At 62.9% G+C, this 25,052-nt stretch carries 28 protein-coding genes and 1 pseudogene; 10 read left to right on the top strand and 19 right to left on the bottom strand.

The window, feature by feature from the left end:
* Nucleotides 1-17: 17 nt before the first annotated feature.
* Genes arsC through FQ664_RS08560 form a run of 3 tightly spaced genes read left to right on the top strand, consistent with a single transcriptional unit; the run spans nucleotide 18 to nucleotide 1,379 of the window.
* Nucleotides 18-371, top strand: coding sequence for an arsenate reductase (glutaredoxin) (gene arsC / locus FQ664_RS08570; protein WP_144171550.1), 354 nt, complete (start codon nucleotides 18-20; stop codon nucleotides 369-371).
* Complete coding sequence (gene wrbA, locus FQ664_RS08565) at nucleotides 368-973, top strand: NAD(P)H:quinone oxidoreductase (RefSeq protein WP_144171549.1); 606 nt, start codon at nucleotides 368-370, stop codon at nucleotides 971-973. The genes arsC and wrbA overlap by 4 nt, the downstream gene beginning before the upstream one ends.
* Complete coding sequence (locus FQ664_RS08560) at nucleotides 966-1,379, top strand: DUF2069 domain-containing protein (RefSeq protein ID WP_144171548.1); 414 nt, start codon at nucleotides 966-968, stop codon at nucleotides 1,377-1,379. The genes wrbA and FQ664_RS08560 overlap by 8 nt, the downstream gene beginning before the upstream one ends.
* 66 nt (nucleotides 1,380-1,445) lie before the next feature.
* On the opposite strand, the gene FQ664_RS08555 is transcribed toward FQ664_RS08560, so the two are convergent.
* Both FQ664_RS08555 and ttcA read right to left on the bottom strand, forming a co-directional pair.
* Entirely contained in the window at nucleotides 1,446-2,117 is a 672-nt protein-coding gene (locus FQ664_RS08555; RefSeq protein ID WP_144171547.1) for a DNA-3-methyladenine glycosylase I, read from the bottom strand.
* Between the two features lie 4 nt (nucleotides 2,118-2,121).
* Entirely contained in the window at nucleotides 2,122-2,946 is an 825-nt protein-coding gene (gene ttcA, locus FQ664_RS08550; protein ID WP_144171546.1) for a tRNA 2-thiocytidine(32) synthetase TtcA, read from the bottom strand.
* 262 nt (nucleotides 2,947-3,208) lie between these two features.
* Here ttcA and FQ664_RS08545 point away from each other — a divergent pair, with 262 nt between their 5' ends.
* Nucleotides 3,209-3,808 (top strand): Yip1 family protein, encoded by a 600-nt coding sequence (locus tag FQ664_RS08545; protein ID WP_144171545.1) that lies wholly within the window; start codon nucleotides 3,209-3,211, stop codon nucleotides 3,806-3,808.
* Between the two features lie 130 nt (nucleotides 3,809-3,938).
* Nucleotides 3,939-4,433, top strand: a complete 495-nt coding sequence (locus tag FQ664_RS08540; RefSeq protein WP_085602071.1) for a SprT family zinc-dependent metalloprotease — start codon at nucleotides 3,939-3,941, stop codon at nucleotides 4,431-4,433.
* Nucleotides 4,434-4,612: 179 nt separating this feature from the next.
* Here FQ664_RS08540 and fpr read toward each other — a convergent pair whose 3' ends face one another.
* Entirely contained in the window at nucleotides 4,613-5,392 is a 780-nt protein-coding gene (gene fpr, locus FQ664_RS08535) for a ferredoxin-NADP reductase (RefSeq protein ID WP_003252381.1), read from the bottom strand.
* A 121-nt stretch (nucleotides 5,393-5,513) separates the two neighbouring features.
* On the opposite strand from fpr, the gene finR reads away from it, so the two are divergent.
* Complete coding sequence (gene finR / locus FQ664_RS08530) at nucleotides 5,514-6,440, top strand: LysR family transcriptional regulator FinR (protein ID WP_144171544.1); 927 nt, start codon at nucleotides 5,514-5,516, stop codon at nucleotides 6,438-6,440.
* Here the strand turns inward: finR and FQ664_RS08525 are convergent.
* From FQ664_RS08525 to FQ664_RS08515, 3 genes are all read right to left on the bottom strand, one after another.
* Nucleotides 6,437-6,802: a diacylglycerol kinase gene (locus FQ664_RS08525; RefSeq protein WP_087501428.1), complete on the bottom strand. Its 366-nt coding sequence runs from the start codon at nucleotides 6,800-6,802 to the stop codon at nucleotides 6,437-6,439. The genes finR and FQ664_RS08525 overlap by 4 nt on opposite strands.
* 73 nt (nucleotides 6,803-6,875) lie before the next feature.
* Nucleotides 6,876-7,526, bottom strand: coding sequence for a response regulator transcription factor ErdR (gene erdR, locus FQ664_RS08520; RefSeq protein ID WP_016715442.1), 651 nt, complete (start codon nucleotides 7,524-7,526; stop codon nucleotides 6,876-6,878).
* A 78-nt stretch (nucleotides 7,527-7,604) separates the two neighbouring features.
* Nucleotides 7,605-8,315 carry a tRNA-uridine aminocarboxypropyltransferase gene (locus tag FQ664_RS08515; protein WP_144171543.1) on the bottom strand — a complete coding sequence of 237 codons (711 nt, stop codon included), beginning with the start codon at nucleotides 8,313-8,315 and terminating at the stop codon, nucleotides 7,605-7,607.
* Nucleotides 8,316-8,677: 362 nt separating this feature from the next.
* On the opposite strand from FQ664_RS08515, the gene FQ664_RS08505 reads away from it, so the two are divergent.
* A complete protein-coding gene (locus FQ664_RS08505) occupies nucleotides 8,678-9,097 on the top strand; it encodes a quorum-sensing-regulated virulence factor family protein (protein WP_144171541.1) in 420 nt (139 codons plus the stop codon).
* A gap of 16 nt (nucleotides 9,098-9,113) precedes the next feature.
* Here the strand turns inward: FQ664_RS08505 and FQ664_RS08500 are convergent.
* Nucleotides 9,114-9,322 (bottom strand): annotated as a pseudogene (locus FQ664_RS08500) (hypothetical protein).
* A gap of 162 nt (nucleotides 9,323-9,484) precedes the next feature.
* Between FQ664_RS08500 and FQ664_RS08495 the strand changes: the two are divergent.
* Nucleotides 9,485-10,603, top strand: a complete 1,119-nt coding sequence (locus FQ664_RS08495) for an LOG family protein (RefSeq protein WP_144171539.1) — start codon at nucleotides 9,485-9,487, stop codon at nucleotides 10,601-10,603.
* Nucleotides 10,604-10,750: 147 nt separating this feature from the next.
* Here FQ664_RS08495 and recX read toward each other — a convergent pair whose 3' ends face one another.
* The 4 genes from recX to FQ664_RS08475 form a co-directional block, all read right to left on the bottom strand.
* Nucleotides 10,751-11,221, bottom strand: coding sequence for a recombination regulator RecX (gene recX, locus FQ664_RS08490; protein WP_144171538.1), 471 nt, complete (start codon nucleotides 11,219-11,221; stop codon nucleotides 10,751-10,753).
* Between the two features lie 21 nt (nucleotides 11,222-11,242).
* Nucleotides 11,243-12,310, bottom strand: coding sequence for a recombinase RecA (recA, locus tag FQ664_RS08485; protein WP_144171537.1), 1,068 nt, complete (start codon nucleotides 12,308-12,310; stop codon nucleotides 11,243-11,245).
* Nucleotides 12,311-12,413: 103 nt separating this feature from the next.
* Nucleotides 12,414-12,896: a CinA family protein gene (locus FQ664_RS08480; protein WP_144171536.1), complete on the bottom strand. Its 483-nt coding sequence runs from the start codon at nucleotides 12,894-12,896 to the stop codon at nucleotides 12,414-12,416.
* A gap of 162 nt (nucleotides 12,897-13,058) precedes the next feature.
* The gene (locus FQ664_RS08475) at nucleotides 13,059-13,712 is read right to left on the bottom strand and encodes a glycosyltransferase family 25 protein (RefSeq protein ID WP_144171535.1); all 654 of its coding nucleotides are present in this window, start codon (nucleotides 13,710-13,712) and stop codon (nucleotides 13,059-13,061) included.
* Between the two features lie 305 nt (nucleotides 13,713-14,017).
* On the opposite strand from FQ664_RS08475, the gene mutS reads away from it, so the two are divergent.
* Nucleotides 14,018-16,591 (top strand): DNA mismatch repair protein MutS, encoded by a 2,574-nt coding sequence (gene mutS / locus FQ664_RS08470; protein ID WP_178090966.1) that lies wholly within the window; start codon nucleotides 14,018-14,020, stop codon nucleotides 16,589-16,591.
* A gap of 140 nt (nucleotides 16,592-16,731) precedes the next feature.
* Complete coding sequence (fdxA, locus tag FQ664_RS08465; RefSeq protein WP_144171533.1) at nucleotides 16,732-17,055, top strand: ferredoxin FdxA; 324 nt, start codon at nucleotides 16,732-16,734, stop codon at nucleotides 17,053-17,055.
* Nucleotides 17,056-17,695: 640 nt separating this feature from the next.
* Here fdxA and rpoS read toward each other — a convergent pair.
* The 8 genes from rpoS to FQ664_RS08425 all read right to left on the bottom strand — a co-directional run bounded on the left by rpoS (nucleotide 17,696) and on the right by FQ664_RS08425 (nucleotide 24,955).
* Entirely contained in the window at nucleotides 17,696-18,703 is a 1,008-nt protein-coding gene (gene rpoS, locus FQ664_RS08460) for an RNA polymerase sigma factor RpoS (protein WP_003252351.1), read from the bottom strand.
* Nucleotides 18,704-18,811: 108 nt separating this feature from the next.
* A complete protein-coding gene (locus FQ664_RS08455; RefSeq protein WP_144171578.1) occupies nucleotides 18,812-19,669 on the bottom strand; it encodes a peptidoglycan DD-metalloendopeptidase family protein in 858 nt (285 codons plus the stop codon).
* Between the two features lie 221 nt (nucleotides 19,670-19,890).
* Entirely contained in the window at nucleotides 19,891-20,529 is a 639-nt protein-coding gene (locus tag FQ664_RS08450) for a protein-L-isoaspartate(D-aspartate) O-methyltransferase (RefSeq protein WP_015269209.1), read from the bottom strand.
* Nucleotides 20,530-20,564: 35 nt separating this feature from the next.
* Nucleotides 20,565-21,314: a 5'/3'-nucleotidase SurE gene (gene surE, locus FQ664_RS08445; protein WP_013971274.1), complete on the bottom strand. Its 750-nt coding sequence runs from the start codon at nucleotides 21,312-21,314 to the stop codon at nucleotides 20,565-20,567.
* Nucleotides 21,302-22,360 (bottom strand): tRNA pseudouridine(13) synthase TruD, encoded by a 1,059-nt coding sequence (truD, locus tag FQ664_RS08440; protein WP_144171532.1) that lies wholly within the window; start codon nucleotides 22,358-22,360, stop codon nucleotides 21,302-21,304. The genes surE and truD overlap by 13 nt, the downstream gene beginning before the upstream one ends.
* Entirely contained in the window at nucleotides 22,357-22,830 is a 474-nt protein-coding gene (gene ispF, locus FQ664_RS08435; protein WP_144171531.1) for a 2-C-methyl-D-erythritol 2,4-cyclodiphosphate synthase, read from the bottom strand. Before ispF ends, truD begins: the two co-directional genes overlap by 4 nt.
* Before the next feature lie 149 nt (nucleotides 22,831-22,979).
* A complete protein-coding gene (gene fghA, locus FQ664_RS08430) occupies nucleotides 22,980-23,834 on the bottom strand; it encodes an S-formylglutathione hydrolase (RefSeq protein ID WP_144171530.1) in 855 nt (284 codons plus the stop codon).
* A gap of 8 nt (nucleotides 23,835-23,842) precedes the next feature.
* The gene (locus FQ664_RS08425; protein WP_016712915.1) at nucleotides 23,843-24,955 is read right to left on the bottom strand and encodes an S-(hydroxymethyl)glutathione dehydrogenase/class III alcohol dehydrogenase; all 1,113 of its coding nucleotides are present in this window, start codon (nucleotides 24,953-24,955) and stop codon (nucleotides 23,843-23,845) included.
* Nucleotides 24,956-25,052 lie beyond the last annotated feature (97 nt).

Here is a 25,052-nt window from a genome sequence, read left to right as displayed (position 1 = left end):
GCTGGATGCGACCCGACATGACCGACCTCACGCTCTATCATAACCCGCGCTGCTCGAAATCCCGCGGCGCCCTGGAACTGCTCGAAGCCCGCGGCCTGGCACCGACCATCGTGCGCTACCTCGAGACCCCGCCCGACGCCGCCACCCTCAAGGCCCTGCTCGGCAAGCTGGGCATCGCCCCGCGCCAGCTGCTGCGTACCGGCGAGGACGAGTACAAAGAGCTGAACCTGGCCGACCCGGCGCTGACCGACGCGCAGCTGATCGAGGCCATGGCCCAACACCCCAAGCTGATCGAGCGGCCGATCCTGGTCGCCGGTGACAAGGCTGTGGTTGGCCGCCCACCGGAGAAAGTACTGGAGATCCTGCCGTGAGCCAGCCCTACATCCTGGTGCTGTATTACAGCCGCCATGGTTCGACCAGCGAGATGGCCCGGCACATCGCCCGCGGCATCGAGCTGGCCGGCATGGAGGCCCGCCTGCGTACGGTGCCGGCGATTTCCACCGAGTGCGAAGCGGTGGCCCCGGACATCCCGGCCAGTGGCGCGCTGTACGCCACCCTGGACGACCTGCGCCACTGCGCCGGCCTGGTACTGGGCAGCCCGACCCGCTTCGGCAACATGGCAGCGCCGCTCAAGTACTTCCTGGATGGCACCAGCAGCCTGTGGCTGGGCGGTGAGCTGGTCGGCAAGCCGGCAGGTGTGTTCACCTCCACCGCCAGCCTGCACGGCGGCCAGGAAACCACCCTGCTGTCGATGATGCTGCCGCTGATGCACCACGGCATGCTGGTAATGGGCCTGCCGTACAGCGAATCGGCATTGCTCGAGACCCGCGGCGGCGGCACACCGTATGGTGCCAGCCATCATGCTGGCGCCGATGGCAAGCGCGAGCTCGACCAACACGAGATAGCCCTGTGCCGCGCCCTTGGCCAACGCCTGGCGACCACTGCCAAGGCCCTGGAGGGCGCACGTGGCTAAGAAGCCCAAGGTATTGCCGGCACTGGAATGGCTGGCGCCGCGCCTGCGCCTGACGCGGGCGCTGAGCCTGGCGTTCTTCTTCGGCCTGATCGCCCTGCTGGTGGTGAACAACCTGTGGTTCGCCAACCTGCACGGGGCACGGGTCGAGGTAATCCTGGCGATCGAACTGGTACCCTTGCTGCTGTTGCTGCCGGGCATGCTGACGGGCAGCGCCCGGGCACATGCCTGGACCTGCTTCGTGGTGAATATCTATTTTATCAAGGGCGTACTGGCGGCCTTCGACCCGGCGCGGGCGCTATTTGGCTGGGTAGAAGTACTGGTGAGCCTGGGGCTGTTCATTGCCGCGCTGCTGTATGTGCGCTGGAAGTTCCAGCACGAGCGGCGCATGGCGGGCGAAGGGAATTAATATTGGGGCCGCTTTGCGGCCCATCGCCGGCAAGCCGGCGATGGGCCGCAAAGCAACCCTAAAATCTCAATGATTGACGGTATGCGCCAGCATCACCGACAACTGGCACAGCGGCCGCCCACTTTCTGCATGCCACTGGTTGAACGCCTGCTGCACCAAGGCCAAATCCCGCTGGCTGGTCGGTGGCTTGTCGATCACCTTCTGCGCAATCAACGCCGCGGCCATGTCATCGGTAGGAATGAAGGTGTCCTTGCCGACCATGCGCAAAAAGCGCGGCGCCGACAACCCGCCCAACTGGTTGCCGTGCTTGGCCAGGTACTTCCACAAACCGACGATGTCGGTCAGCGGCCAGTCGGCGATGAAGGCGCCGAAACTGCCCTTCTCCTTCACCATGTCAAGGACCATCTGCGCATTGCGCGGCACGCTCTTGAGCTTGCCCAGGTGGCGGATGATGCGCTCGTCGTGCATCAGCCGCTCCAGGTGCTCGGCGCCCATCAATACCACCTTCTCCGGGTCGAAGCCGAAGAACACCTGCTCGAAGGCCGGCCACTTGGCATCCACCAGGCTGTGCTTGAGCCCGGCGCGGAACACGCGCAGGGCCAAGGTCGACAGGTAGCGGTCGTCGCTGATATCACGCAGTTGCGCCGGCGTGCGCGGCTGCGGCAGGAAGGCCTCCAGGGCCTGGGCCGAGCCGAAGCGGTTCAGGCAGTACTCATGCAACCACTGGTAGTCACGCATGGGCTCAGATGTTCAGCACGTCAAGGAAACGCGGGGTGGCGTTTTCGTCGATCTTCAGGCTGCTGAAGTCGAACAGGTTGCGGTCGGCCAGCTGCGACGGTGCCACGTTCTGCAGGGCGCGGAAGATGCTCTCGGTACGGCCCGGGTGCTTGCGCTCCCACTCCACCAGCATGTCCTTGACCACCTGGCGCTGCAGGTTTTCCTGCGAACCGCACAGGTTGCACGGGATGATCGGGAACTCCTTCATGTCCGAGTAGGCCTGGATATCCTTCTCGCTGCAGTAGGCCAGCGGGCGGATCACCACGTTGCGGCCATCGTCGGCGCGCAGCTTTGGCGGCATGCCCTTGAGCGCGCCGTTGAAGAACATGTTGAGGAAGAAGGTCTCGACGATATCGTCGCGGTGGTGCCCCAGCGCCATCTTGGTCGCGCCGATTTCGTCGGCGAAGGTGTACAGGGTGCCACGACGCAGGCGCGAACACAGCGAGCAGGTGGTCTTGCCCTCGGGCACCAGCTCCTTGACCACCGAGTAGGTGTCCTTCTCGACGATGTGGTACTCGACGCCCAGTTCCTTGAGGTAGGCCGGCAGCACATGCTCGGGAAAACCCGGTTGCTTCTGGTCCATGTTCACCGCAACGATCTCGAACTTGATCGGTGCCACCTTCTGCAGGTGCAACAGAACGTCGAGCATGGTGTAGCTGTCCTTGCCCCCGGACAGGCAGACCATGACCTTGTCGCCATCCTCGATCATGTTGTAGTCGGTGATGGCTTCGCCGGCGAGACGACGCAGGCGTTTTTGCAGTTTGTTCTGGTTGACCGAGAGGGTGCCCATAGCGCTTGGATCCGCGAGGTGTGACAAAAGCCGGCTATTTTACGCACAAACGCGGCGGCGCTGTAGGCATTCCGATAAAGACTTCAATGTAATCAACAGCGCGCCTTACAGCGCAATTTGCTCTAAAAAGCGCGGTTTATGCGGGTAACGGCTTCCTATACTGCGACATAAGGCCACATTACCGCTTGCTTCGGTGTTCGGGCCTCGGGCCGCTTGCGCTCCATCTGGGGGGCGTTTGGCAACAATGAGAGGAGTGACCGGCATGATTCATCACGTTGTGGGGCTGTTTACCCATCCCGACCAGGAATGGCGGGAAATTCGTGGCGAAGAAGAAACCATCAGCCACATGTACCTGACGCACACCCTGATCCTGGCTGCGATCCCCGCCGTTTCGGCGTTCATCGGTACCACCCAGGTCGGCTGGGTGATCGGCGACCGGCCAGCGGTGATGCTGACCATGGAAAGCGCCATCTGGATGAGCATCATGTCGTACCTGGCGATGCTTGCCGGGGTGGCGGTAATGGGTGCGTTCATCCACTGGATGGCCCGCACCTACGATGCCAACCCGTCCATGGCCCAGTGCATCGCCTTTGCCACCTACACCGCCACCCCGTTGTTCATCGGCGGCCTGGCGGCGCTGTACCCGCACCTGTGGCTGGGCATGCTGGTTGGCACCGCCGCCATCTGCTACACGGTGTACCTGCTGTACGTCGGCTTGCCGACGTTCATGAACATACCGCCCGACGAAGGCTTCCTGTTCTCCAGCTCGGTGCTGGCGGTTGGCCTTGTGGTACTGGTGGCGATCATGGCCGCCACGGTGATCATCTGGGGACTGGGCGTGGGGCCCGTCTACACCAACTAGAACAGCTCGACCAACACTGGGGCATCAACCAGGGGCCGCCGCAAGGCGGCCTCTGGCTGTACGCTGACCGGTGGCTCGGCAGGCTACCCGGGGTTGCGGCATAATGCCCGGTCAGGAGAACCACCCCGCCATGCCCGAGCTGCTAAGACAACGCGTCGAAACCTGTTACCAGCAAGCCGAAACCTTCTTCAAACGCCCCTTCCCGCGCCCGGAAGTCAGTTTCAAGCTGCGCGGGCAAAAAGCCGGTGTCGCCCACCTGCACGAGAACCTGCTGCGCTTCAACCTGCAGCTTTACCGCGAAAACCAGGAAGACTTCCTGCGCCAGACCGTGGCCCATGAAGTGGCGCACCTGGTGGCCCACCAGCTGTTCGGCGACCGTATCCAGGCCCATGGCGAGGAGTGGCAGCTGATCATGCGCGGGGTGTATGAACTGCCGCCCAACCGTTGCCACAACTACGAAGTGCAACGGCGCGTGGCGACCCGCTACATCTACCGCTGCCCGTGCCCGCAGAGCGACTTCCCGTTTACCGCGCAGCGGCACAAGCTGGTGCGCCAGGGGCGGCGCTACCTGTGCAAGCGGTGCAGGGAGATATTGGTGTATAGCGGCGAGACGCGCGTCGAATAGATTGTGTCTTGCCTGTTCCGGCCTCTTCGCGGGTAAACCCGCACAGGGATACCACTGACCTCGGACCTTGTGGTATCCCTGTGCGGGTTTACCCGCGAAGAGGCCAGTGCTGGCGATACATGAATCACAGGCACAAGAAAGGCGACCCAAGGGTCGCCTTCTTTGCATCAGCCTGTGCCTTACTTCTCGACGAAGGCACGCTCGATCAGGTAGTCACCCGGCTCGCGCATGCGCGGGGAGATCTTCAGGCCGAAGCTGTCCAGCACTTCGCTGGTCTCGTCAAGCATGCTCGGGCTGCCGCAGATCATCGCACGGTCGTCCTGCGGGTTGATCGGTGGCAGGCCGATATCGCTGAACAGCTTGCCGCTGCGCATCAGGTCGGTCAGGCGACCCTGGTTCTCGAACGGTTCGCGGGTCACGGTCGGGTAGTAGATCAGCTTGTCGCGAACCGACTCACCGAAGAACTCGTTCTGCGGCAGGTGCTCGGTGATGAATTCGCGGTAGGCGACTTCGTTCACGTAGCGCACGCCATGCACCAGGATCACTTTCTCGAAGCGCTCGTAGGTTTCCGGGTCCTGGATGACACTCATGAACGGCGCCAGGCCAGTACCAGTGCTCAGCAGGTACAGGTGCTTGCCCGGGTTCAGGTCGTCGAGTACCAGGGTACCGGTAGGCTTCTTGCTGATGATGATCTCGTCGCCTTCCTTCAGGTGCTGCAACTGCGAGGTCAGCGGGCCGTCCGGCACCTTGATGCTGAAGAACTCCAGATGCTCTTCCCAGTTCGGCGAAGCGATGGAATAGGCGCGCATGAGCGGACGGCCGTTGTCCTGTTGCAGGCCGATCATCACGAACTGACCGTTCTCGAAGCGCAAGCCCGGGTCGCGGGTGCACTTGAAGCTGAACAGGGTGTCGTTCCAGTGGTGAACACTGAGGACACGTTCGTGGTTCATGTTGCTCATCTAATGGGGCTCCTGAAGAAAGACGCGGCGCGCGCAAGGCACGCAGTTGCGCAATAGTTTAGGGGCAGCGACAATATCTGTTAACTGGATTATCAAGATATGTGTTATCGGTTATATCGATATGCGATTTACACTTCGTCAACTGCAAGTCTTCGTGGCCGTGGCCCAGCACCAGAGCGTTTCGCGCGCCGCCAGTGTGCTGGCCTTGTCACAGTCGGCCGCCAGCACCTCGATCACCGAACTTGAGCGCCAGTCCAGCTGCCAGCTGTTCGACCGCGCCGGCAAGCGCCTGAGCCTCAACGCCCTGGGCCAGCAACTGTTGCCGCAGGCCGTGGCCCTGCTCGACCAGGCCAAGGAAATCGAAGACCTGCTCAACGGCAAGTCCGGTTTCGGCTCGCTGGCGGTCGGCGCCACGCTGACCATCGGCAACTACCTGGCCACCCTGCTGATCGGCAGCTTCATGCAGGTACACCCGGAAAGCCAGGTGAAGCTGCATGTACAGAACACTGCGCACATCGTGCACCAGGTGGCGCATTACGAAATTGATCTGGGTCTGATCGAAGGCGATTGCAACCACCCGGACCTGGAAGTGCAGCCCTGGGTCGAGGACGAACTGGTGGTGTTCTGCGCACCGCAGCACCCGCTGGCCAAGCTGGGCCGCGCCGATGTACAGACCTTGTCCCAGGAAGCGTGGATCCTGCGCGAACAGGGTTCAGGTACGCGCCTGACCTTCGACCAGGCCATGCGTCACCACCGCACCAACCTCAACATCCGCCTGGAACTGGAACACACCGAAGCGATCAAGCGTGCAGTGGAATCGGGCCTGGGCATCGGCTGCATCTCGCGCCTGGCCCTGCGCGACGCCTTCCGCCGCGGCAGCCTGGTCGCGGTGGAAACCCCGGAGCTGGACCTGATGCGCCAGTTCTACTTCATCTGGCACAAACAGAAGTACCAGACCTCGGCCATGCGCGAATTTCTCGAACTGTGCCGCAACTTCACTGCGGGCTTCACCCGCAGTGACGAGATCGTGTTGCCACCAATCGCTTAAAGCAGGATCACACCCCACACCAGCGCCACCATGGTCAGTGCCACCAATTGCGCGGCGCTGCCCATGTCCTTGGCGTTTTTCGACAGCGGGTGGCGCTCCAGCGAAATGCGGTCGATGGCTGCCTCCACCGCCGAGTTGAACAGCTCGACGATCAAGCCCAACAGGCACACAGCGATCATGATCGCCCGCTCCGCACGGCTCACCGGCAGCCAGAAGGCGATCGGGATCAGCAGCACATTGAGCAGCACCAGTTGGCGGAACGCGGCCTCGCCCTTGAAGGCGGCGCGCAGGCCGTCCAGCGAATAGCCAGCGGCGTTGAGAATACGTTTGAGGCCGGTCTGGCCCTTGAATGGCGATGTCATGTGAGTCACTTCACAACAGAAAGGCCAGCAGACTAGACCGGCACGGGTCAAAAAAGCGTGAAGCCACGCGTACTCAGTTGCTGGCAACCGACTCAAGTTGTTGCAGCAGCAACGCGGCCTGGGTGCGAGTACGCACACCCAGCTTGCGGAAGATCGCGGTCACGTGGGCCTTGATGGTCGCTTCCGACACGTTCAGCTCATAGGCGATCTGCTTGTTCAGCAAGCCTTCGCAGACCATGGTCAGCACGCGGAACTGCTGCGGCGTGAGACTGGCCAGGCCTTCGCTGGCGGCCTTGGCTTCGGCCGAGACATCGACCTTTTCAAACGCCTGCGGCGGCCACCAGACCTCACCGTCGAGCACCTTGCGCACCGCATCCTGAATCACTTCCAGGGTGCTGGACTTGGGAATGAAGCCACTGGCGCCAAACTCGCGGGACTTGACCACCACTGCGGCCTCTTCCTGCGCCGACACCATAACCACGGGGATCTGCGGGTATTGCCCGCGCAGCAGCACCAGCCCGGAAAAACCGTAGGCACCCGGCATGTTCAAGTCCAGCAACACCAGGTCCCAGTCGGCTTTTTCGCTCAGGCGGGTTTCCAGTTCGGCAATGCTGGCGACTTCAACCAGGCGTACATCCGGGCCCAGGCCGAGGGTAACGGCCTGGCGCAAGGCGCCACGGAACAGCGGGTGGTCATCGGCAATCAGGATTTCGTAAGTGGCCATCGATCTGGGGATCCTGTTCTGTGTCGGGCACTCGGGTAAGGGTCATTATGAACCAAAGCAGGGGTTGTGCCCCTTGGACTATAGGAAGGTATGCAAACGCTGGTGGGTGTCGTCCTGCTCGTCCAGCGGCAGGCGCCGCTTGCCGCTCAGGTAATGCAGGCTGAACACGTCCAGGTAGGCGTCCAGCGCCTGCGAGGCCTGGGTATCGCCAGCCAGGTCCAGGCACATGGCCGCGACTTCCGCGGTGCAGAAGTGATCATCGCGCCTGGAGCGGCGCAGGCGGTAGCGGGACATCTGCTCGGCCTGCAGGCTCAACACCGGGAAGCGGTCAAGGTACGGGCTTTTGCGGAACATCTTGCGCGCTTCGGTCCAGGTGGCATCGAGCAGGATGAACAGCGGGCGCTTGCCCGGCTCACGCAGCACCTCGCTGACCACCCGCTGCTGGGCCACGAATTCGCCGGGAAAGACGATATAGGGCTGCCAGCGCGGGTCATCCAGCAAAGCCAACAAACCCTCGTCGACTGACGTGCGCAGCCAGCCAAAGGCCGAAGTGTCCTCGATCAGGTCGGCGATCAGCCAACCGGTATTGGTGGGCTTCAGCGGCTCGGTGTCATGCATCAGCAGGCACACGCCGGACTCGGCCTGCACCCGGGGCTTCCAGGCGCACAGGCAATGCGTGGCGATAACCCGGCAGTCGGGGCAACGTTCGGCACGCGAGCCACGGGCGATGAAGGGCTTGTTGCTGCGGGCCAGGCGTTCGGCGCGCAGGCGCGCTACCGCATGGCTCATGCCGGCAGGCCTCTGGACAGGTTGGGAATGGACACAAGGATGACTCGGAGAAAACAAGGGCGCCAGTCTACCAGAACAGGGGGCAATTGCTGTGCAGGTGCCAGCGCGGCCCTTATAATCGTTGTTTATACCGTACCCCAGCCTCGCGCCTGCGCGCTTCTGGGGCTGCTGCGCAGCCCATCGTCGGCAAGCCAGCTCCCAGCTCGACTGCATTGCCCACCAGGCCATGTGCAATCCCTGTGGGAGCTGGCTTGCCGGCGATGGGCCGAACTGCGGCCCCAATTGCAGCCACAGTGCGATTTTCAGGGAACGCCGTCGACCCGCGCATGTCAAAGCGCCAGTCATCGAACCAGGAGATATTCATGCTGCGCCGTATCATCCCCGCCCTGAGCCTGTTGCTCGCCCTGCCTTTGGCAGCCCAGGCGGCTTCCAAGCAGGAATACGACCTGAACAACATGCTGCAGAAGGTTGCCAAAGAGAGCAGCGTCGGCACCCCGCGAGCCATCAACGAGGATATCCTCGACCAGGGTTACACGGTGGAAGGCAAGGCACTGGTCAACCACCTGAGCGTGCGCCAGGAACACGCCGAGCGCATGCAGGGCAACCCCGAACAGGTACGCAGCCAACTGGGTGACAGCGTCTGCCGCAATAGCGGCTTCCGCAACCTGATGTCCAAAGGCGCGGTCATGGTCTACCGCTTCACGGTCTACAAGACCAACCAGCCGATCATGGACCAGGCGTTCGACAATGCCAGCTGCGTGGCCGGCAACAAGAAAAAGTAGCTACAACTTTCAATCGCTACACCTTCTCGTCTTCACGGGGGCGCCAGCCCCCTCAGCGGCATCGGCGCGCATCTCTGCCAGCAGCGCCTGCAAGTAGCGCGACTGGCACTCCAGCCCCGACAACCGGCGACGGCACTCGGCCTCCAGGCTCAGGTGATGCACCTGGGCCGCATTCTCCAGCTGCTGGTAAAGCTGCCGGTCCACCTCGATGATCAAGCGATGCATACCGCCACCTCCTGCATCGACACGTTTCGCTTTACCCAGTTAACCAAACCCGCATCACCTGAGGCTGCACGCCGACGGGCGGCTGTGCCGAACACCTCCGGCACGATCGGGCGCGAGGGTCTAGATTGAGGTCAGAGGTATTGGTGCAGAAGGAGACGTTGCATGCCTTACCAATCGAGTGAACTGCTGTTCAGCCACTTCCGCGACAACAACATCGACCTGAGCAACATCGACGCACAACTGCAACTGGTGGCACCGAACAGCCCCAACCTGCCGTTGTACCGCGACATGATGCTGACCATCCTGCGCATGGCCCATGACGACACCGACCGCTGGAGCGCCAAGATAACCCTGCAGGCCCTGCGCGAACTGGACCATTCGTTCCGCAGCCTGGAACGCTACAAGGGCCGGCGCAAGGTAACCGTGTTCGGCTCGGCGCGCACCCCGCTGGAACACCCGATGTACGCCCTGGCCCGCGAATTGGGCGCAACCCTGGCGCGCTCCGACCTGATGGTCATCACCGGTGCCGGCGGCGGTATCATGGCTGCAGCCCACGAAGGCGCCGGCAGCGACCACAGCCTGGGTTTCAACATCACCCTGCCCTTCGAACAACACGCCAACCCCACGGTGGACGGCACCGACAAGCTACTGCCGTTCCACTTCTTCTTCATCCGCAAGCTGTTCTTCGTCAAGGAAGCCGATGCCCTGGTGCTGTGCCCTGGCGGTTTCGGCACCCTGGATGAAGCGCTGGAGGTGCTGACCCTGATCCAGACCGGCAAGAGCCCGCTGGTGCCGGTGGTGCTGCTGGATTCACCGGGCGGCAGTTTCTGGCGCGACTGCCTGGACTTCATCAGCCGCCAACTGGAGGAAAACCGCTACATCCTGCCCAGCGACCTGAAACTGCTGCGCCTGGTGTACAGCGCTGACGAGGCAGTGGAGGAAATCAACCAGTTCTACAGCAACTACCACTCCAGCCGCTGGCTGAAGAGCCAGTTCGTGATCCGCATGCACCACCCGCTCAGCGAGGCGGCGCTGTATGACATCCAGGAAGGCTTTGCCGACTTGCGCCTGAGTGGCAAGTATCACCAGCAACCTGACAGCAGTGCCGAGCACGAAGTGGGCAATTTCAACCATCTGACCCGTTTGTCATTTGCCTTCAATGGCCGGGATCAAGGCAGGCTGCGCGAGCTGGTGGATTTCATCAACCTGCCGGAGAACTGGGCCAAGCCGCAGCCCATGCATACCACGCAGCGGGCCAGGGAGGCGTTGAAGGTCAGTTGATCGTGACACAAGTCCGCCTACCCTGTGGGAGCGGGTTCATCGAGGCGTCGAACCGCCGCGAAAAATCCAACGCGGTGTATGGCACCGGCTGCGCCGGTGTTCGCGGGTAAACCCGCTCCCACAAAGGGCTGCGAAGCAGCCCGGTTTTCAGTAATCGTCGAGATCACGCCCACTGAGCAGGCGGCCGATCATGTCCATGGGGAAACCCCGGTAAGCCAGAAACCGGGTCTGCTGGGCGCGGCTGCGGGGATCTTGCGGGCGCTGACCGGCAAACTTGCGTTGCCATACGTCACGCATACGCTCGCTCCAGTCCACCTCGCTCTCGCGTAATGCCTGCTCGATATCACCACGCGCCAAACCACGCTGGCCCAGCTCTTCGCGAATACGCGCAGGGCCATAGCCGGAGCTGGAACGGTATCTGATGAAACTTTCGAGGTAGCGGGCCTCGCTAAGTAGCCCTTCTTCGGCGAGCCGGTCGAGTTCAGGCTCGATCAGCTCGTCCGCAGCGCCGCGCTGACGCAACTTACGCGTCAGCTCGACGCGACCGTGCTCACGTCGCGCGAGCAGATCCATGGCTGTCCGCCGGATGGCGACGGGGGTGTCGAGTACGGCGGACATATTCAGCTATCTACCGCGCAATCAATAGCCAGCGTCAGCGTCGGCCATATCGTCGGCATCAGCCTCGACAGCAGCAGCCTTACCAGCAGCCGCTGCAGCACCAGCAGTCAGCAGCTTCTCACGAATCTGCTTCTCGATCTCGGCCCCAATGGCCGGGTTCTCAGCCAGGTACTTGGCAGCGTTTGCTTTGCCTTGACCGATCTTGTTGCCCTGGTAGGCGTACCAGGCACCGGACTTCTCGACCAGGCCCTGGGAAACACCCAGGTCAATGATCTCGCCATTACGGTAGATGCCCTTGCCATAGAGGATCTGGAACTCGGCCTGACGGAACGGTGGCGAGACCTTGTTCTTGACGATCTTGACGCGGGTCTCGCTACCAACCACCTCATCGCCTTCCTTGACCGCGCCGGTACGGCGGATATCCAGGCGCACCGAGGCGTAGAACTTCAGGGCATTACCGCCGGTGGTGGTTTCCGGGCTGCCGAACATCACACCGATCTTCATACGGATCTGGTTGATGAAGATGACCAGGCAGTTGGCGTTCTTGATGTTACCGGTGATCTTGCGCAGCGCCTGGGACATCAGGCGCGCCTGCAGGCCCACGTGCATGTCACCCATTTCGCCTTCGATCTCGGCCTTCGGTACCAGGGCGGCCACGGAGTCGACGATGATCACGTCAACAGCGTTGGAACGCACCAGCATGTCGGTGATTTCCAGGGCCTGTTCGCCGGTGTCCGGCTGCGAAACCAGCAGGTCGTCGACGTTGACGCCCAGCTTGCCGGCGTACTCGGGGTCGAGGGCGTGTTCGGCGTCGACGAAGGCGCAGGTGGCGCCGTTTTTCTGGGCTTCGGCGATGACCGACAGGGTCAGCGTGGTCTTACCCGACGATTCCGGGCCGTAGATCTCGACGATACGGCCTTTGGGCAGGCCGCCGATGCCCAGGGCGATGTCCAGGCCCAGCGAGCCGGTGGAGATGGCAGGGATAGCCTGGCGCTCGTGGTCGCCCATACGCATGACTGCGCCCTTGCCGAATTGGCGTTCGATCTGACCCAGGGCCGCAGCCAAGGCGCGCTTCTTGTTGTCGTCCATTGAAATCCTCACGTGTTCGACTTGGCCCTGACGGCCGGAATACCTGTATAAGTAGCCAGTATTATTCCACAGGCAAGCGCCCGCGCAAACCCCTGTCGTCGATTTACTCGGCACCAAGCTGTAACAAGCCGTCTAACGCGGCGATCACCGTCTGTCGGCGTACTGCCTCGCGGTCGCCGTCGAACTGGCGCCGCTCGCTGAACACGTGGCGGCCGTCGCCCCAGGCCAGCCACACGGTGCCCACCGGTTTGGCCGGCGAACCACCTTCCGGTCCGGCCACGCCGCTCACCGCCACGGCAAAACGTGCGCCGCTGGCGGCCTGGGCGCCGCGGACCATGGCTTCGACCACTTCCTGGCTGACCGCGCCAACCTGGCCGAACAACGCCTCGGGCACTCCCAGCTGGCGGGTCTTCTGGGTGTTGGAATAGGTCACGTAACCGGCCTCGAACCAGGCCGAGCTGCCCGGCACGCGGGTGATGGCCTCGGCGATACCGCCGCCGGTGCAGGATTCGGCGGTGGTCACCTGCGCATTGAAGCGGCGCAGATGTTCACCCAGGCGGGTGGCAAGCGTGGTGATCGGGTCCATGTCGGGCTCCTTGAAGGCAGGCCTCTACCCTAGCATTTTGTGGATGGGGGATGAGCATCGAGCAGTGCGCGAGGACTGCGGGGGGGGCGCCTTGAGATTCTTATCGCCCAAGGCCTGCACCTCAAAGCACCCACACAACCTCAAGGCCGCCACTCGCAGCTATCAGAAGTTCAGCCGCAGCACGGTACGCCAGATGTTCTTCATCGGTGAGCGACGGTGCTTGACCCAGTTGCGCTCCCACCACTCGTCCTCATTGCGCACCACCTGTTCCAGGTCGCTGCCGGCCACGGCAGCGGCGTGCTGGCGGAACATCATGGGGAACACGCAATGCTGGCGGATCCTGTGCTTGACCACCACATCCACCGGCGTGCCATCGTAGGGCGTCTCTGCCAGAATCCGGCAGCCCTCGCGCGACAGCACATAGGCATGCAGCGCCACCACCCGCCCCCGGGCAATGAACGGGAACCAGGTCAGCCAGGTTCGCCCCATGGAATAGCCCAGGTGCAAGGCCTCGAAGGGCCGTTTCTGCATGAAGCGATTTACCCAGCGCACCCGCGAAGGCTTGAATTCATAGGCCTTGGCATCGTCTTCGAAAATCAGGATTCGATCGAGGCCGTTGTCCAGCGCATGGCGGGCCAGTTGCTGGTGCGACTCGTAGCAACCGCGCTTGGGGTCGCTGTCTTTCTCGACGACATGAAAGTGCACTTCGTTGCCGAGCTGTCGCCCGATGGTTTCGCTGAACAGCGTGCGCCGGTCAGCACGGGTGTCGAGGGAAATACAAAAAACCGCATCTACATCAAAACGAATTGCGCTCACTGCACTGATCAACCTGGTTGCAATAACTGCCTACTGGGCCGCGGGCCACCGCGAATACGTCAGCCAGGCCATCCCTGATGGGCAAAAAGCACGCAATTCTCCATGGCAGCACCATGATGTCAACCTGCCTTCAGTGCATCTCTGCACACTCGCCGGACTTGCAGGTACTGCCTGCCGGGTAGCCGTGGTAACCTATGCGGCTTGAAAAATCCGGTGGGTCTCGGCGTCGCGCATGCAACACAGAACGCCCCAAATTTGCCCCACAATGTTGAGACCTACCTTCTAAGCCCTTGATGAATAAAGCAATCTCCGATTTCTCCGCACACACCCCGATGATGCAGCAGTACTGGAAGCTGAAGAACCAGCACCCGGACCAGCTGATGTTCTACCGCATGGGCGACTTCTACGAGATCTTCTACGAAGATGCGAAAAAAGCCGCAAAACTGCTGGACATCACCCTGACCGCGCGCGGTCAGTCGGCCGGCCAGTCCATCCCCATGTGCGGGATTCCGTTCCATTCACTGGAAGGTTACCTGGCCAAGCTGGTCAAGCTCGGCGAATCGGTGGTGATCTGCGAGCAGATTGGCGACCCCGCCACCAGCAAGGGCCCGGTGGAACGTCAGGTGGTGCGCATCATCACCCCCGGTACGGTCAGCGACGAGGCCCTGCTCGACGAGCGTCGCGACAACCTGATTGCCGCGCTGCTCGGTGACGAGCGCCTGTTCGGCCTGGCCGTGCTGGACATCACCAGTGGCAACTTCAGCGTGCAGGAGATCAAGGGCTGGGAGAACCTGCTGGCCGAACTCGAGCGCCTGAACCCGGTCGAGCTGTTGATCCCCGACGACTGGCCGCGCGACCTGCCGGCCGAGAAACGCCCGGGCGCCCGTCGCCGTGCGCCATGGGACTTCGACCGCGACTCGGCACGCAAGGCCCTGTGCCAGCAGTTCGCGACCAAGGACCTCAAGGGCTTTGGCTGCGACAAGCTGACCCTGGCCATCGGCGCCGCCGGTTGCCTGCTGATCTACGCCAAGGAAACCCAGCGCACGGCCCTGCCGCACCTGCGCAGCCTGCGCCACGAACGCCTGGACGACACGGTCATCCTCGACGGCGCCAGCCGCCGCAACCTGGAGCTGGATATCAACCTGGCCGGCGGCCGTGACAACACCCTGCAGTCGGTGATCGACCGCTGCCAGACCGCCATGGCCAGCCGTTTGCTGAGCCGCTGGTTGAACCGACCGTTGCGCGATCTCAAGGTGCTGCAGGCACGCCAGGACTCGATCCGCTGCCTGCTCGACGGCTACCGCTTCGAGAAGCTGCAGCCGCAGCTCAAGGAAATTGGCGATATCGAGCGGATTCTCGCCCGTATCGGCCTGCGCAACGCCCGCCCACGCGACCTGGCGCGCCTGCGCGATGCCTTGGGCGCGCTGCCCGAGCTGCAGAACGCCATGACTGAGCTGGAAGCGCCGCACCTGGCGCGCCTGGCCGCCATTACCGGCACCTACCCCGAACTGGCCAGCCTGCTGGAGCGGGCGATCATCGACACCCCGCCGGCGGTGATCCGCGATGGCGGCGTGCTCAAGGCCGGCTATGACAATGAGCTGGACGAACTGCTGGCGATCAGCGAGAACGCCGGCCAGTTCCTGATCGACCTGGAAGCCCGGGAAAAGGCCCGCACCGGCCTGGCCAACCTCAAGGTCGGTTACAACCGCGTGCATGGCTACTTCATCGAGCTGCCGACCAAGCAGGCCGAGCAGGCCCCGGGCGACTACATCCGCCGCCAGACCCTCAAGGGCGCCGAACGCTTCATCACCCCGGAGCTGAAGGCGTTCGAGGACAAGGCCCTGTCGGCCAAGAGCCGCGCCCTGGCCCGCGAGAAGATGCTCTACGATGCCCTGCTGGAAACCCTGATCAGCCACCTGGCGCCGCTGCAGGACAGCGCCGCCGCCCTGGCCGAACTGGACGTGCTCAGCAACCTGGCCGAACGCGCGCTGAACCTCGACCTGAACTGCCCGCGCTTCGTCGACGAGCCGTGCCTGCGCATCGAGCAGGGCCGCCACCCGGTGGTGGAACAGGTATTGACCACGCCGTTCGTGGCCAATGACCTGGGCCTGGACAACAGCACGCGCATGCTGATCATCACCGGCCCGAACATGGGCGGTAAGTCCACCTACATGCGCCAGACCGCCCTGATCGTGCTGCTGGCGCACATCGGCAGCTTCGTGCCGGCAGCCAGCTGCGAGCTGTCGCTGGTCGACCGTATCTTCACCCGCATCGGCTCCAGCGACGACCTGGCCGGCGGCCGCTCGACCTTCATGGTCGAGATGAGCGAAACCGCCAACATCCTGCACAACGCCACCGACCGCAGCCTGGTGCTGATGGACGAAGTAGGCCGCGGCACCAGCACCTTCGACGGCCTGTCGCTGGCTTGGGCCGCCGCCGAACGCCTGGCCCAGCTGCGCGCCTATACGCTGTTCGCCACGCACTATTTCGAGCTCACCGTGCTGCCGGAAAGCGAACCACTGGTGGCCAACGTGCACCTGAACGCCACCGAGCACAACGAACGCATCGTGTTCCTGCACCACGTGCTGCCTGGTCCTGCCAGCCAGAGCTACGGCCTGGCCGTGGCGCAGCTGGCCGGCGTGCCGACGGCCGTCATCCAGCGTGCCCGCGAACACCTGGGGCGGCTGGAAACCACCAGCCTGCCGCATGAACAGCCCCCGGCCCAAAAAGCCAAGGACGTGCCACAGGTCCCGCACCAGAGCGACCTGTTCGCCAGCCTGCCACACCCGGCCATCGAGAAGCTGGGCAAGCTGCAGCTGGACGACATGACCCCGCGTCAAGCTATCGAAATGCTATATCAACTAAAGAACCTGTTATAACGGCGCCCACTACAAGCTGGTAGAATCCGCCGCGGTTTGCTGGTGCTGCAGGTTATTAGCCTGGCCTGCAGCCACATGCCCGTAAACCGCGCGACCCTGAGAGGAAGGGCCGCCGCCGTCGCCTGAGGAGAGAACTAGAAATGACCTTCGTCGTCACCGACAACTGCATCAAATGCAAATACACCGACTGCGTGGAAGTCTGTCCGGTGGACTGCTTCTACGAAGGCCCGAACTTCCTGGTCATCCACCCGGACGAGTGCATCGACTGCGCCCTGTGCGAGCCGGAATGCCCAGCGCAAGCCATCTTCTCGGAAGACGAAGTGCCTGCGGGCATGGAGAACTTCATCGAGCTGAACGCCGAACTGGCGGAAATCTGGCCAAACATCACCGAGCGTAAGGACGCCCTGCCGGACGCTGAAGAGTGGGATGGCAAGACTGGCAAGATCGACCAACTGGAGCGCTGATAGCGCCCGGACATGAAAAAGGCCCCTCGGGCCTTTTTTTGTTTTCTGCGGGCAAAAAAAAGGGGCGGTTTGACCCGCCCACATTTTTTCCGTAGTCCCTGCTTGTCCTAAACATCATCCTGATGAAATCGCCTCTTGCGATGTCCCTGGCTTTCCTCCTGAAAGCCTGCGCATGTCCCTGTGCACAGTTCGAATACTAGCGACTTGAACCGGGCGGGCAACCGCGAAAGCTCACAGGGTGTTGCAGGTGACACATTTCCTCACAGCTGAATAAGCCAGGGTTTTCAATGGGTTGAGAAAACGCAGGTTCTGGATACGACAATGATTTACTGAAGTGTACATAAAAGGCTTACGAAACAAGTAAGCAAAGGCTTACACGCGATGTTACCGGGGTAGCGCGGTACACATTTGATACTTGTTTTGCCTGGCCGATTTTGGGGCTGCTTTGCAGCCCTTTCGCGACACAAGGCCGCTCCCACAGGATCGTGGTGCATTCAAAGGCGATGAAATACCTGTGGGAGCGGCCTTGTGTCGCGAAAGGGGCGCAAAGCGCCCCCGGCAATTTTGAATGGGACACCTCTGATCGCCACATACAAAAACGCCCCGAAATCATCGGGGCGCTTTGTGTTGCAGGCTTCCGCTACTGGAACAACGACTCACTGGACAGGCCGTTCTTCTCGAGGATCTCGCGCAAACGCTTGAGCCCCTCTACCTGGATCTGCCGCACCCGCTCGCGGGTCAGGCCGATCTCCAGGCCGACATCTTCCAGGGTGCTGCTTTCATGCCCGCGCAGGCCAAAGCGACGCACCACGACCTCACGCTGCTTGTCGGTCAACTCACCCAGCCATTGGTCGATGCTCTGCGACAGGTCGTCATCCTGCAGCAGTTCGCACGGGTCGGTCGGGCGATCGTCGGTCAAAGTATCGAGCAGGGTCTTGTCCGAGTCCGGGCCGAGCGAGACATCCACCGAAGACACCCGCTCGTTCAGGCCCAGCATGCGCTTGACCTCGGCGACCGGCTTCTCCAGCAGCGTGGCGATTTCTTCTGGCGAGGGTTCGTGGTCCAGCTTCTGGGTCAGCTCGCGCGCCGCGCGCAGGTAGACGTTCAGTTCCTTGACCACGTGGATCGGCAGGCGAATGGTGCGGGTCTGGTTCATGATCGCCCGCTCGATGGTCTGGCGAATCCACCAGGTCGCATAGGTCGAGAAACGGAAACCACGCTCCGGGTCGAACTTCTCGACCGCACGGATCAGCCCCAGGTTGCCCTCCTCGATCAGGTCGAGCAGCGACAGGCCGCGATTGACGTAACGACGGGCAATTTTTACAACCAGGCGCAGGTTGCTTTCGATCATGCGCTTACGGCCGGCAGGGTCACCCTTTTGCGACAGGCGCGCAAAGTGCACTTCCTCTTCCGGCGAAAGCAGAGGCGAGAATCCGATCTCGTTGAGATACAACTGGGTGGCATCGAGCGCCCGGCTGTAATCGATGTACTTGTGTTGCTTGAGCGAAGAGCCCGACTTGGCCCTCGTCCGAACCGAAGATACAGCAGGTTCGTCTGACACCACATCCGTTTCCAAAACGATTCCCGTCTCCATCAGGAGGACGTCATCGTCGATGTCAAACTCCGGCACTTCTTTACTGAGAGCCATTGTTATAGTCCTTTGCTGAGTTCGAACTCAGACTCGAGCGGCACCTATCTCCTTGGCAGCGCTGGAGCCTGTCCCCTCTACATCACAGGAACAGGCCGGGTACAACGGTCAACGACGTGGCAGGAACTGGAGCGGATCGACGGGTTTACCCTGGCGGCGAATCTCGAAATGCAGCTTCACCCGATCAGTGCCCGTGGACCCCATTTCAGCAATCGACTGCCCTGCCTTGACCTGCTGCCCCTCCCGAACCAACAGCCTGCGGTTATGGCCGTAGGCACTGACGTAGGTATCGCTGTGCTTGATGATGATCAGTTCGCCGTAGCCCCTCAAACCACTCCCGGCATAAACCACTGCACCATCAGACGCAGCAAAAACAGGCTGTCCCAAATCACCGGCGATATCAATGCCTTTATTCAAACTACCGTTTGAAGCGAATTTTCCAATCAGCACGCCATTGGCAGGCCAGGTCCAGCCGCCTACCGCGCGCTCCGCCGCGGGCACGGTGGCAACCACCGGGGCGCTGCTGGAGGCTGCCGGCGTGGCCGGTTTGCTGGTGCTGCCAGGGGGTGTGGCGGTGCTTGCCACAGGCCGCCGGATGACTGTGGTCTTGCTCGACGACGACGGGCTGGACACCACCGTGGTGCTGCCGGTAGAGCCGCTGCTGAAACGAATCGCCTGCCCCGGGCGAATCGTGTAAGGCGCCGAGATGCCGTTGCGCGCGGCCAGTTCCTTGTAGTCCCAACCATAACGGAAGGCGATGGAGAACAGCGTATCGCCAGGTTTGACGATGTACTGCCCGGTGGTTACCGCCGGGCGCTTGGGCACGGTGTTATTGCGGTCGACCACCCGCGCGCTGTTGCTGCTGGTGCTTGAGCAACCCGCCAGTAGCGTGCCCATGGCCAGTGCAATCACCAGAAGCGTGAAACCCGACCCGTCCTTGCGCTGCCGAATGACTGTGTGACCCACCCGCGCTCCCCTCATGGTGCCGAAAAACGAAATGAAGACAAGAAATGCAATATTGTTGCAATTATAACCAAGCCCGCCCGCATTGGCAGGATTGGTGAAAGACTGCTGCAAAGCCTTGGTGCAAGCTGTGCGCTAGCGCTTCACCCCGCCAGATAGACAGGGTGTTGCTGCAAGAATTCGGTGCTGGCGCAAAAATATCGTGTGGCTCAAACCAGCAGTGTTCAGGCCAGCGGGCCGTTGAGCAGCGGTACGAAGCGCACGGCCCCCAGCACGCGGCGGGAGAAGCCATGCTCCTCGCGCACGATCAGCATCAGTTGCTGGGTTTCCCCGGCTGGCCCCACCGGGATCACCATACGGCCACCGGGTGCCAGCTGGTCGAGCAGTGCCTGCGGCACTTCCGGCGCCACCGCGGTGACGATGATGCCGTTGTACGGCGCCAGCGCCGGCCAGCCCTCACAACCGTCGCCCCAACGGAACACCACGTTGCGCAGGTTCAGCTCCACCAGGCGCTCCTTGGCCCGGTCCTGCAACACCTTGATGCGTTCCACCGAGAACACCCGCTCGACCAACTGGGCCAGGATCGCCGTCTGGTAGCCCGAGCCGGTGCCGATCTCCAGCACCTTGTCCAGTGGCCCGGCCTCAAGCAGCAGCTCGCTCATGTGGGCAACCATGAACGGTTGCGAGATGGTCTGATTGTGGCCGATTGGCAACGCGGTGTCTTCGTAGGCGCGATGCGCCAGCGCTTCGTCGACGAACAGATGGCGCGGGGTACGGCGGATCACATCGAGCACCTTGGTGTTCGAAACGCCCTCTTCGCACAGGCGCTGGATCAGCCGCTCCCGGGTACGCTGGGAGGTCATGCCGATGCCACGCCGCAGCATATCGTCCTCGCGCATCAGAGCAGGCCCTCCAGCCAACCGTCGAGCTGCTCGAAGGCATCACTGAAGGTGCGGTCGAGCTGCAGCGGAGTGATCGATACGTAGCCTTGCATTACCGCGTGGAAGTCGGTGCCCGGGCCGCCGTCCTCGGCATCCCCGGCCACGGCGATCCAGTAGCCTTCCTTGCCGCGCGGGTTGACCACCTTGGTCGGCGCCGCCGCCCGCGCCCGGTGACCGAGGCGGGTGAGCTGAATGCCACGAATGTGCTCCAGCGGCAGGTTGGGGATGTTGACGTTGAGTACGGTGCGCGGCGGCAAGGCCAGGCGCGACTGCGCCTCGACCAGGCGGCGGGCGATATGGGCCGCGGTCGGCAGGTTGTCCGGCTGGCGCGACAACAGCGAAAACGCCAGCGAGGTACCGCCGAGGAAACGGCCCTCCAACGCGGCCGCGACCGTGCCCGAATAGAGCACATCGTCGCCCAGATTGGCACCGAGGTTGATCCCCGACACGACCATGTCCGGTGCCTGCGGCAACAGCCCATTGAGCCCCAGGTGCACGCAGTCGGTTGGCGTGCCGTTGAGGCTGATGAAGCCATTGGCCAAGGTCTGCGGGTGCAGTGGCCGGTCCAGCGTCAGCGAACTGCTGGCGCCACTCTTGTCTTGATCCGGGGCAATCACCACGCACTCGGCGTAATCCACCAGCGCAGCGTGCAGCGCGGCGATGCCGGGTGCGGTAACACCGTCGTCGTTCGAAATCAGAATACGCATGAGCTGTCCGTCTGCCCTGCCGACACCAGATCCACGACTTCGCGCACCACCACGGTGGCGAAGCATCCGGCCGGAAGGACGAATTCCAGTTGCAGGATATCAGGCTCGGGATAATGCCACGTAAGGCCGCCAATAGGGAGCCGCAGAATGCGTCGTTCGTGATCCATGCCTGCCTGGGCCAACCACTGGCAAAGTGCCGGCTGACGCGCGCCGACAGCGTTTTCCAGCTGTGCCGTGACACCGGTGGCCGGCGAATCGCCCGCGCCCCACATCGGGCCGGTCGGGTGCAAATCGAGAATCGCCAGGCGCGGGTCGGCACATTCCGCCTCACCCGCCGGGAAGAAGCTGCGGCTGTCGGTGAACGCCAGCAGGTCGCCCACCTGGGCCCGCGCCCAGCTGCCATCGTCGACACGAGCCGCCAACAGCTGGTTGAACAGGTAACTGCGTCCGGCCGACAGCAGCCGCGAGCGCACGTTGCGCTGCTCGGGCAGGGCCTTGCGTGCGGCCCAGTCGAGGGCGTCGTGAACGTTGCCGCCACCGTGGCCGAAGCGCTGGGTGCCGAAATAGTTGGGCACACCATGCTGCTTGAGCTGGTGCAGGCGCGTATCCAGCGCCTGGTGATCGGCAGCCAGGGCCGTCAGGCGCAGCGTGAAGCCGTTGGCCGAATGCGCGCCGCGCTGCAGCTTGCGCTGGTGGCGCACCTGCTTGAGCACGCGCAGGCTGGCATCCTCGGCACGCGACAGGTCCGGGTCGGCCTTGCCCGGCAGGTGCAGGCTGAACCACTGGCGGGTCAGCGCCTGGCGGTCCTTGAGGCCGGCGTAGCTGATCGTGCGCACGGGCACGCCAGCGGCGCGGGCCAGGCGGCGGGCGGCCTCTTCGGTGTTCAGGTCACGCTTCTCGACCCACAGCCACAGGTGCTCGCCCTGGCCCGACAGCGGGATGTCCAGCACTTCGTCGACCTGGAAATCTTCGGCCACCGCCTTGAGGACGGCAGTACCCAGTGGTTCGCCCGATGCGCGCGGGCCCAGCAGTTCCAGTTCGGTCATGCTGGCAGCAGCAGGGCTACCGAATGCACGGCGATGCCCTCCTCGCGGCCGGTGAAACCCAGCTTCTCGGTGGTGGTAGCCTTGACGTTGACCTGGTCGAGTTCGACCTGCAGGTCTGCGGCGATCAGCTGGCGCATGGTTTCGATGTGCGGGGCCATCTTCGGCGCCTGGGCGACGATGGTGGCGTCGATGTTGCCGACCTTCCAGCCCTTGGCCTGGACGATGCCGACCACATGGCGCAGCAGCACGCGGCTGTCGGCGCCCTTGAACTGCGGGTCGGTGTCAGGGAAGTGCTTGCCGATGTCGCCCAGCGCTGCCGCGCCAAGCAAGGCATCGCTCAGGGCATGCAGCAGCACGTCACCATCGGAGTGGGCCAGGAGGCCGTATTTGTGGGGGATACGCACCCCGCCCAGGGTAATGAAATCACCGTCGCAGAAACGGTGCACATCGTAGCCGTGGCCAATACGCATAGAAAAACGCCCTGAATGAGTCAGGGCGTGATTCTACCTGCTTTTGAGGCATTGGGGCTGGAGGTGATCGCCTTGGGGTCTTCAGCGCCTGCGAGATCGAGCGCCGCGCGGGCGGCGCTCGATCTCGCAGGCCCCCAAAATGCTACGCCTTACACCCGCCCCAAGGCCACCGCATGATGACGCAGGTGCTCCTCGATGAAGCTGGCGATGAAGTAGTAGCTGTGGTCATAGCCAGGCTGCAGGCGCAGGGTCAGCTCATGCCCCCCTTTGCGTGCCGCCTGCTCCAGGGCTTCTGGCTTGAGCTGCTTCTCGAGGAAGTCGTCGCGGTCGCCCTGGTCCACCAGCAATAGCGGGCACTCACCGGCCGGGGTTTCGGCCAGCAGCACGCTGGCATCCCACTCGCGCCAGCGCGCACGGTCTTCACCCAGGTAGCGGCTGAAGGCTTTCTCGCCCCACGGGCAATCCATAGGGTTGCTGATCGGCGAGAACGCCGATACCGAGCGGTAGCGCCCCGGATTGCGCAAGGCGCACACCAGCGCGCCATGCCCACCCATCGAGTGGCCACTGATGCTGCGCTCGCCCGAGGCCGGAAAGTGCGCTTCGATCAATGCGGGCAACTCCTCCACCACATAGTCGTGCATGCGGTAGTGCTGGGCCCAGGGCTGCTGAGTGGCATTGAGGTAGAAGCCGGCCCCCAGGCCGAAGTCCCAGGCGCCGTCCGGGTCGCCCGGCACCTGCTCGCCACGCGGGCTGGTGTCGGGGGCGACGATGATCAGCCCAAGCTCCGCGGCCAGGCGCTGGGCGCCGGCCTTCTGCATGAAGTTCTCGTCGGTGCAGGTGAGGCCGCTGAGCCAGTACAGCACCGGCAGCTTCTCGCCTTGTTCGGCCTGCGGCGGCAGGTAGACGGCGAACACCATGTCGCAGCCCAGCACCTTGGAGTGATGCCGGTAACGCTTGTGCCAGCCGCCGAAGCTCTTCTGGCAGGAGATGTTATCCAGGCTCATGGCAAACCTCAGAAGTGGATCACGCTGCGGATGCTCTTGCCTTCGTGCATCAGGTCGAAGGCCTTGTTGATGTCTTCCAGGCCCATGGTGTGGGTGATGAAAGTATCCAGCGGAATCTCGCCCTTCTCGGACATTTCCACGTAGCTTGGCAGCTCGCTGCGGCCACGCACGCCGCCGAATGCCGAACCACGCCATACACGGCCGGTGACCAGCTGGAACGGACGGGTGGCGATTTCCTGACCGGCACCGGCCACGCCGATGATCACCGACTCGCCCCAGCCCTTGTGGCAGCACTCCAGCGCAGCACGCATCAGTTGCACGTTGCCGATGCACTCGAAGGAGAAGTCCACGCCACCGTCGGTGAGGTCGACGATCACTTCCTGGATCGGGCGGTCGTAGTCTTTCGGGTTGATGCAATCGGTGGCACCCAGCTGGCGGGCGATTTCGAACTTGGCCGGGTTGATGTCGATGGCGATGATGCGCGAGGCCTTGGCCTTGACCGCACCGATCACCGCCGACAGGCCGATGCCGCCCAGGCCGAAGATGGCCACGGTGTCACCCGGCTTGACCTTGGCGGTGTTGAGCACCGCGCCAATACCGGTGGTGACGCCACAGCCCAGCAGGCAGACCTTTTCCAGCGGCGCTTCTTTCTGGATCTTGGCCACGGAGATTTCCGGCAGCACGGTGTACTCGGAGAAGGTCGAGGTACCCATGTAGTGGAACAGCTGCTGGCCTTTGTAGGAGAAGCGCGTGGTGCCATCCGGCATCAGGCCCTTGCCCTGGGTGGCGCGGATGGCCTGGCACAGGTTGGTCTTGCCCGAGAGGCAGAACTTGCACTTGCCGCATTCCGGGGTGTACAGCGGAATGACGTGGTCACCGACGGCAACCGAGGTGACGCCCTCGCCTACCGCCTCGACGATCGCGCCACCTTCGTGGCCCAGGATCGACGGGAAGATACCCTCCGGGTCGGCGCCGGACAGGGTGTAGGCGTCAGTGTGGCAGACACCGCTGGCGACCACGCGCAGCAGCACTTCACCGGCCTTGGGCATGGCCACGTCGACTTCGACGATTTCCAGGGGTTTCTTGGCTTCGAAGGCTACGGCAGCACGGGACTTGATCATCAAAGGTCTCCAGAAAGGGGGGCGATTCAGTCTGGCAGTGTAATTCACCGCCTTTTGATGAATAATCCGGGCAAAGACAAAACATTGTTGCCATACA

Origin of the sequence: Pseudomonas persica (assembly GCF_900291015.1) — a bacterium.
GTDB lineage: Bacteria > Pseudomonadota > Gammaproteobacteria > Pseudomonadales > Pseudomonadaceae > Aquipseudomonas.
The sequence above is the reverse complement of the archived record's forward strand: the minus strand, read 5'-3'. Positions and strand labels throughout refer to the sequence as shown.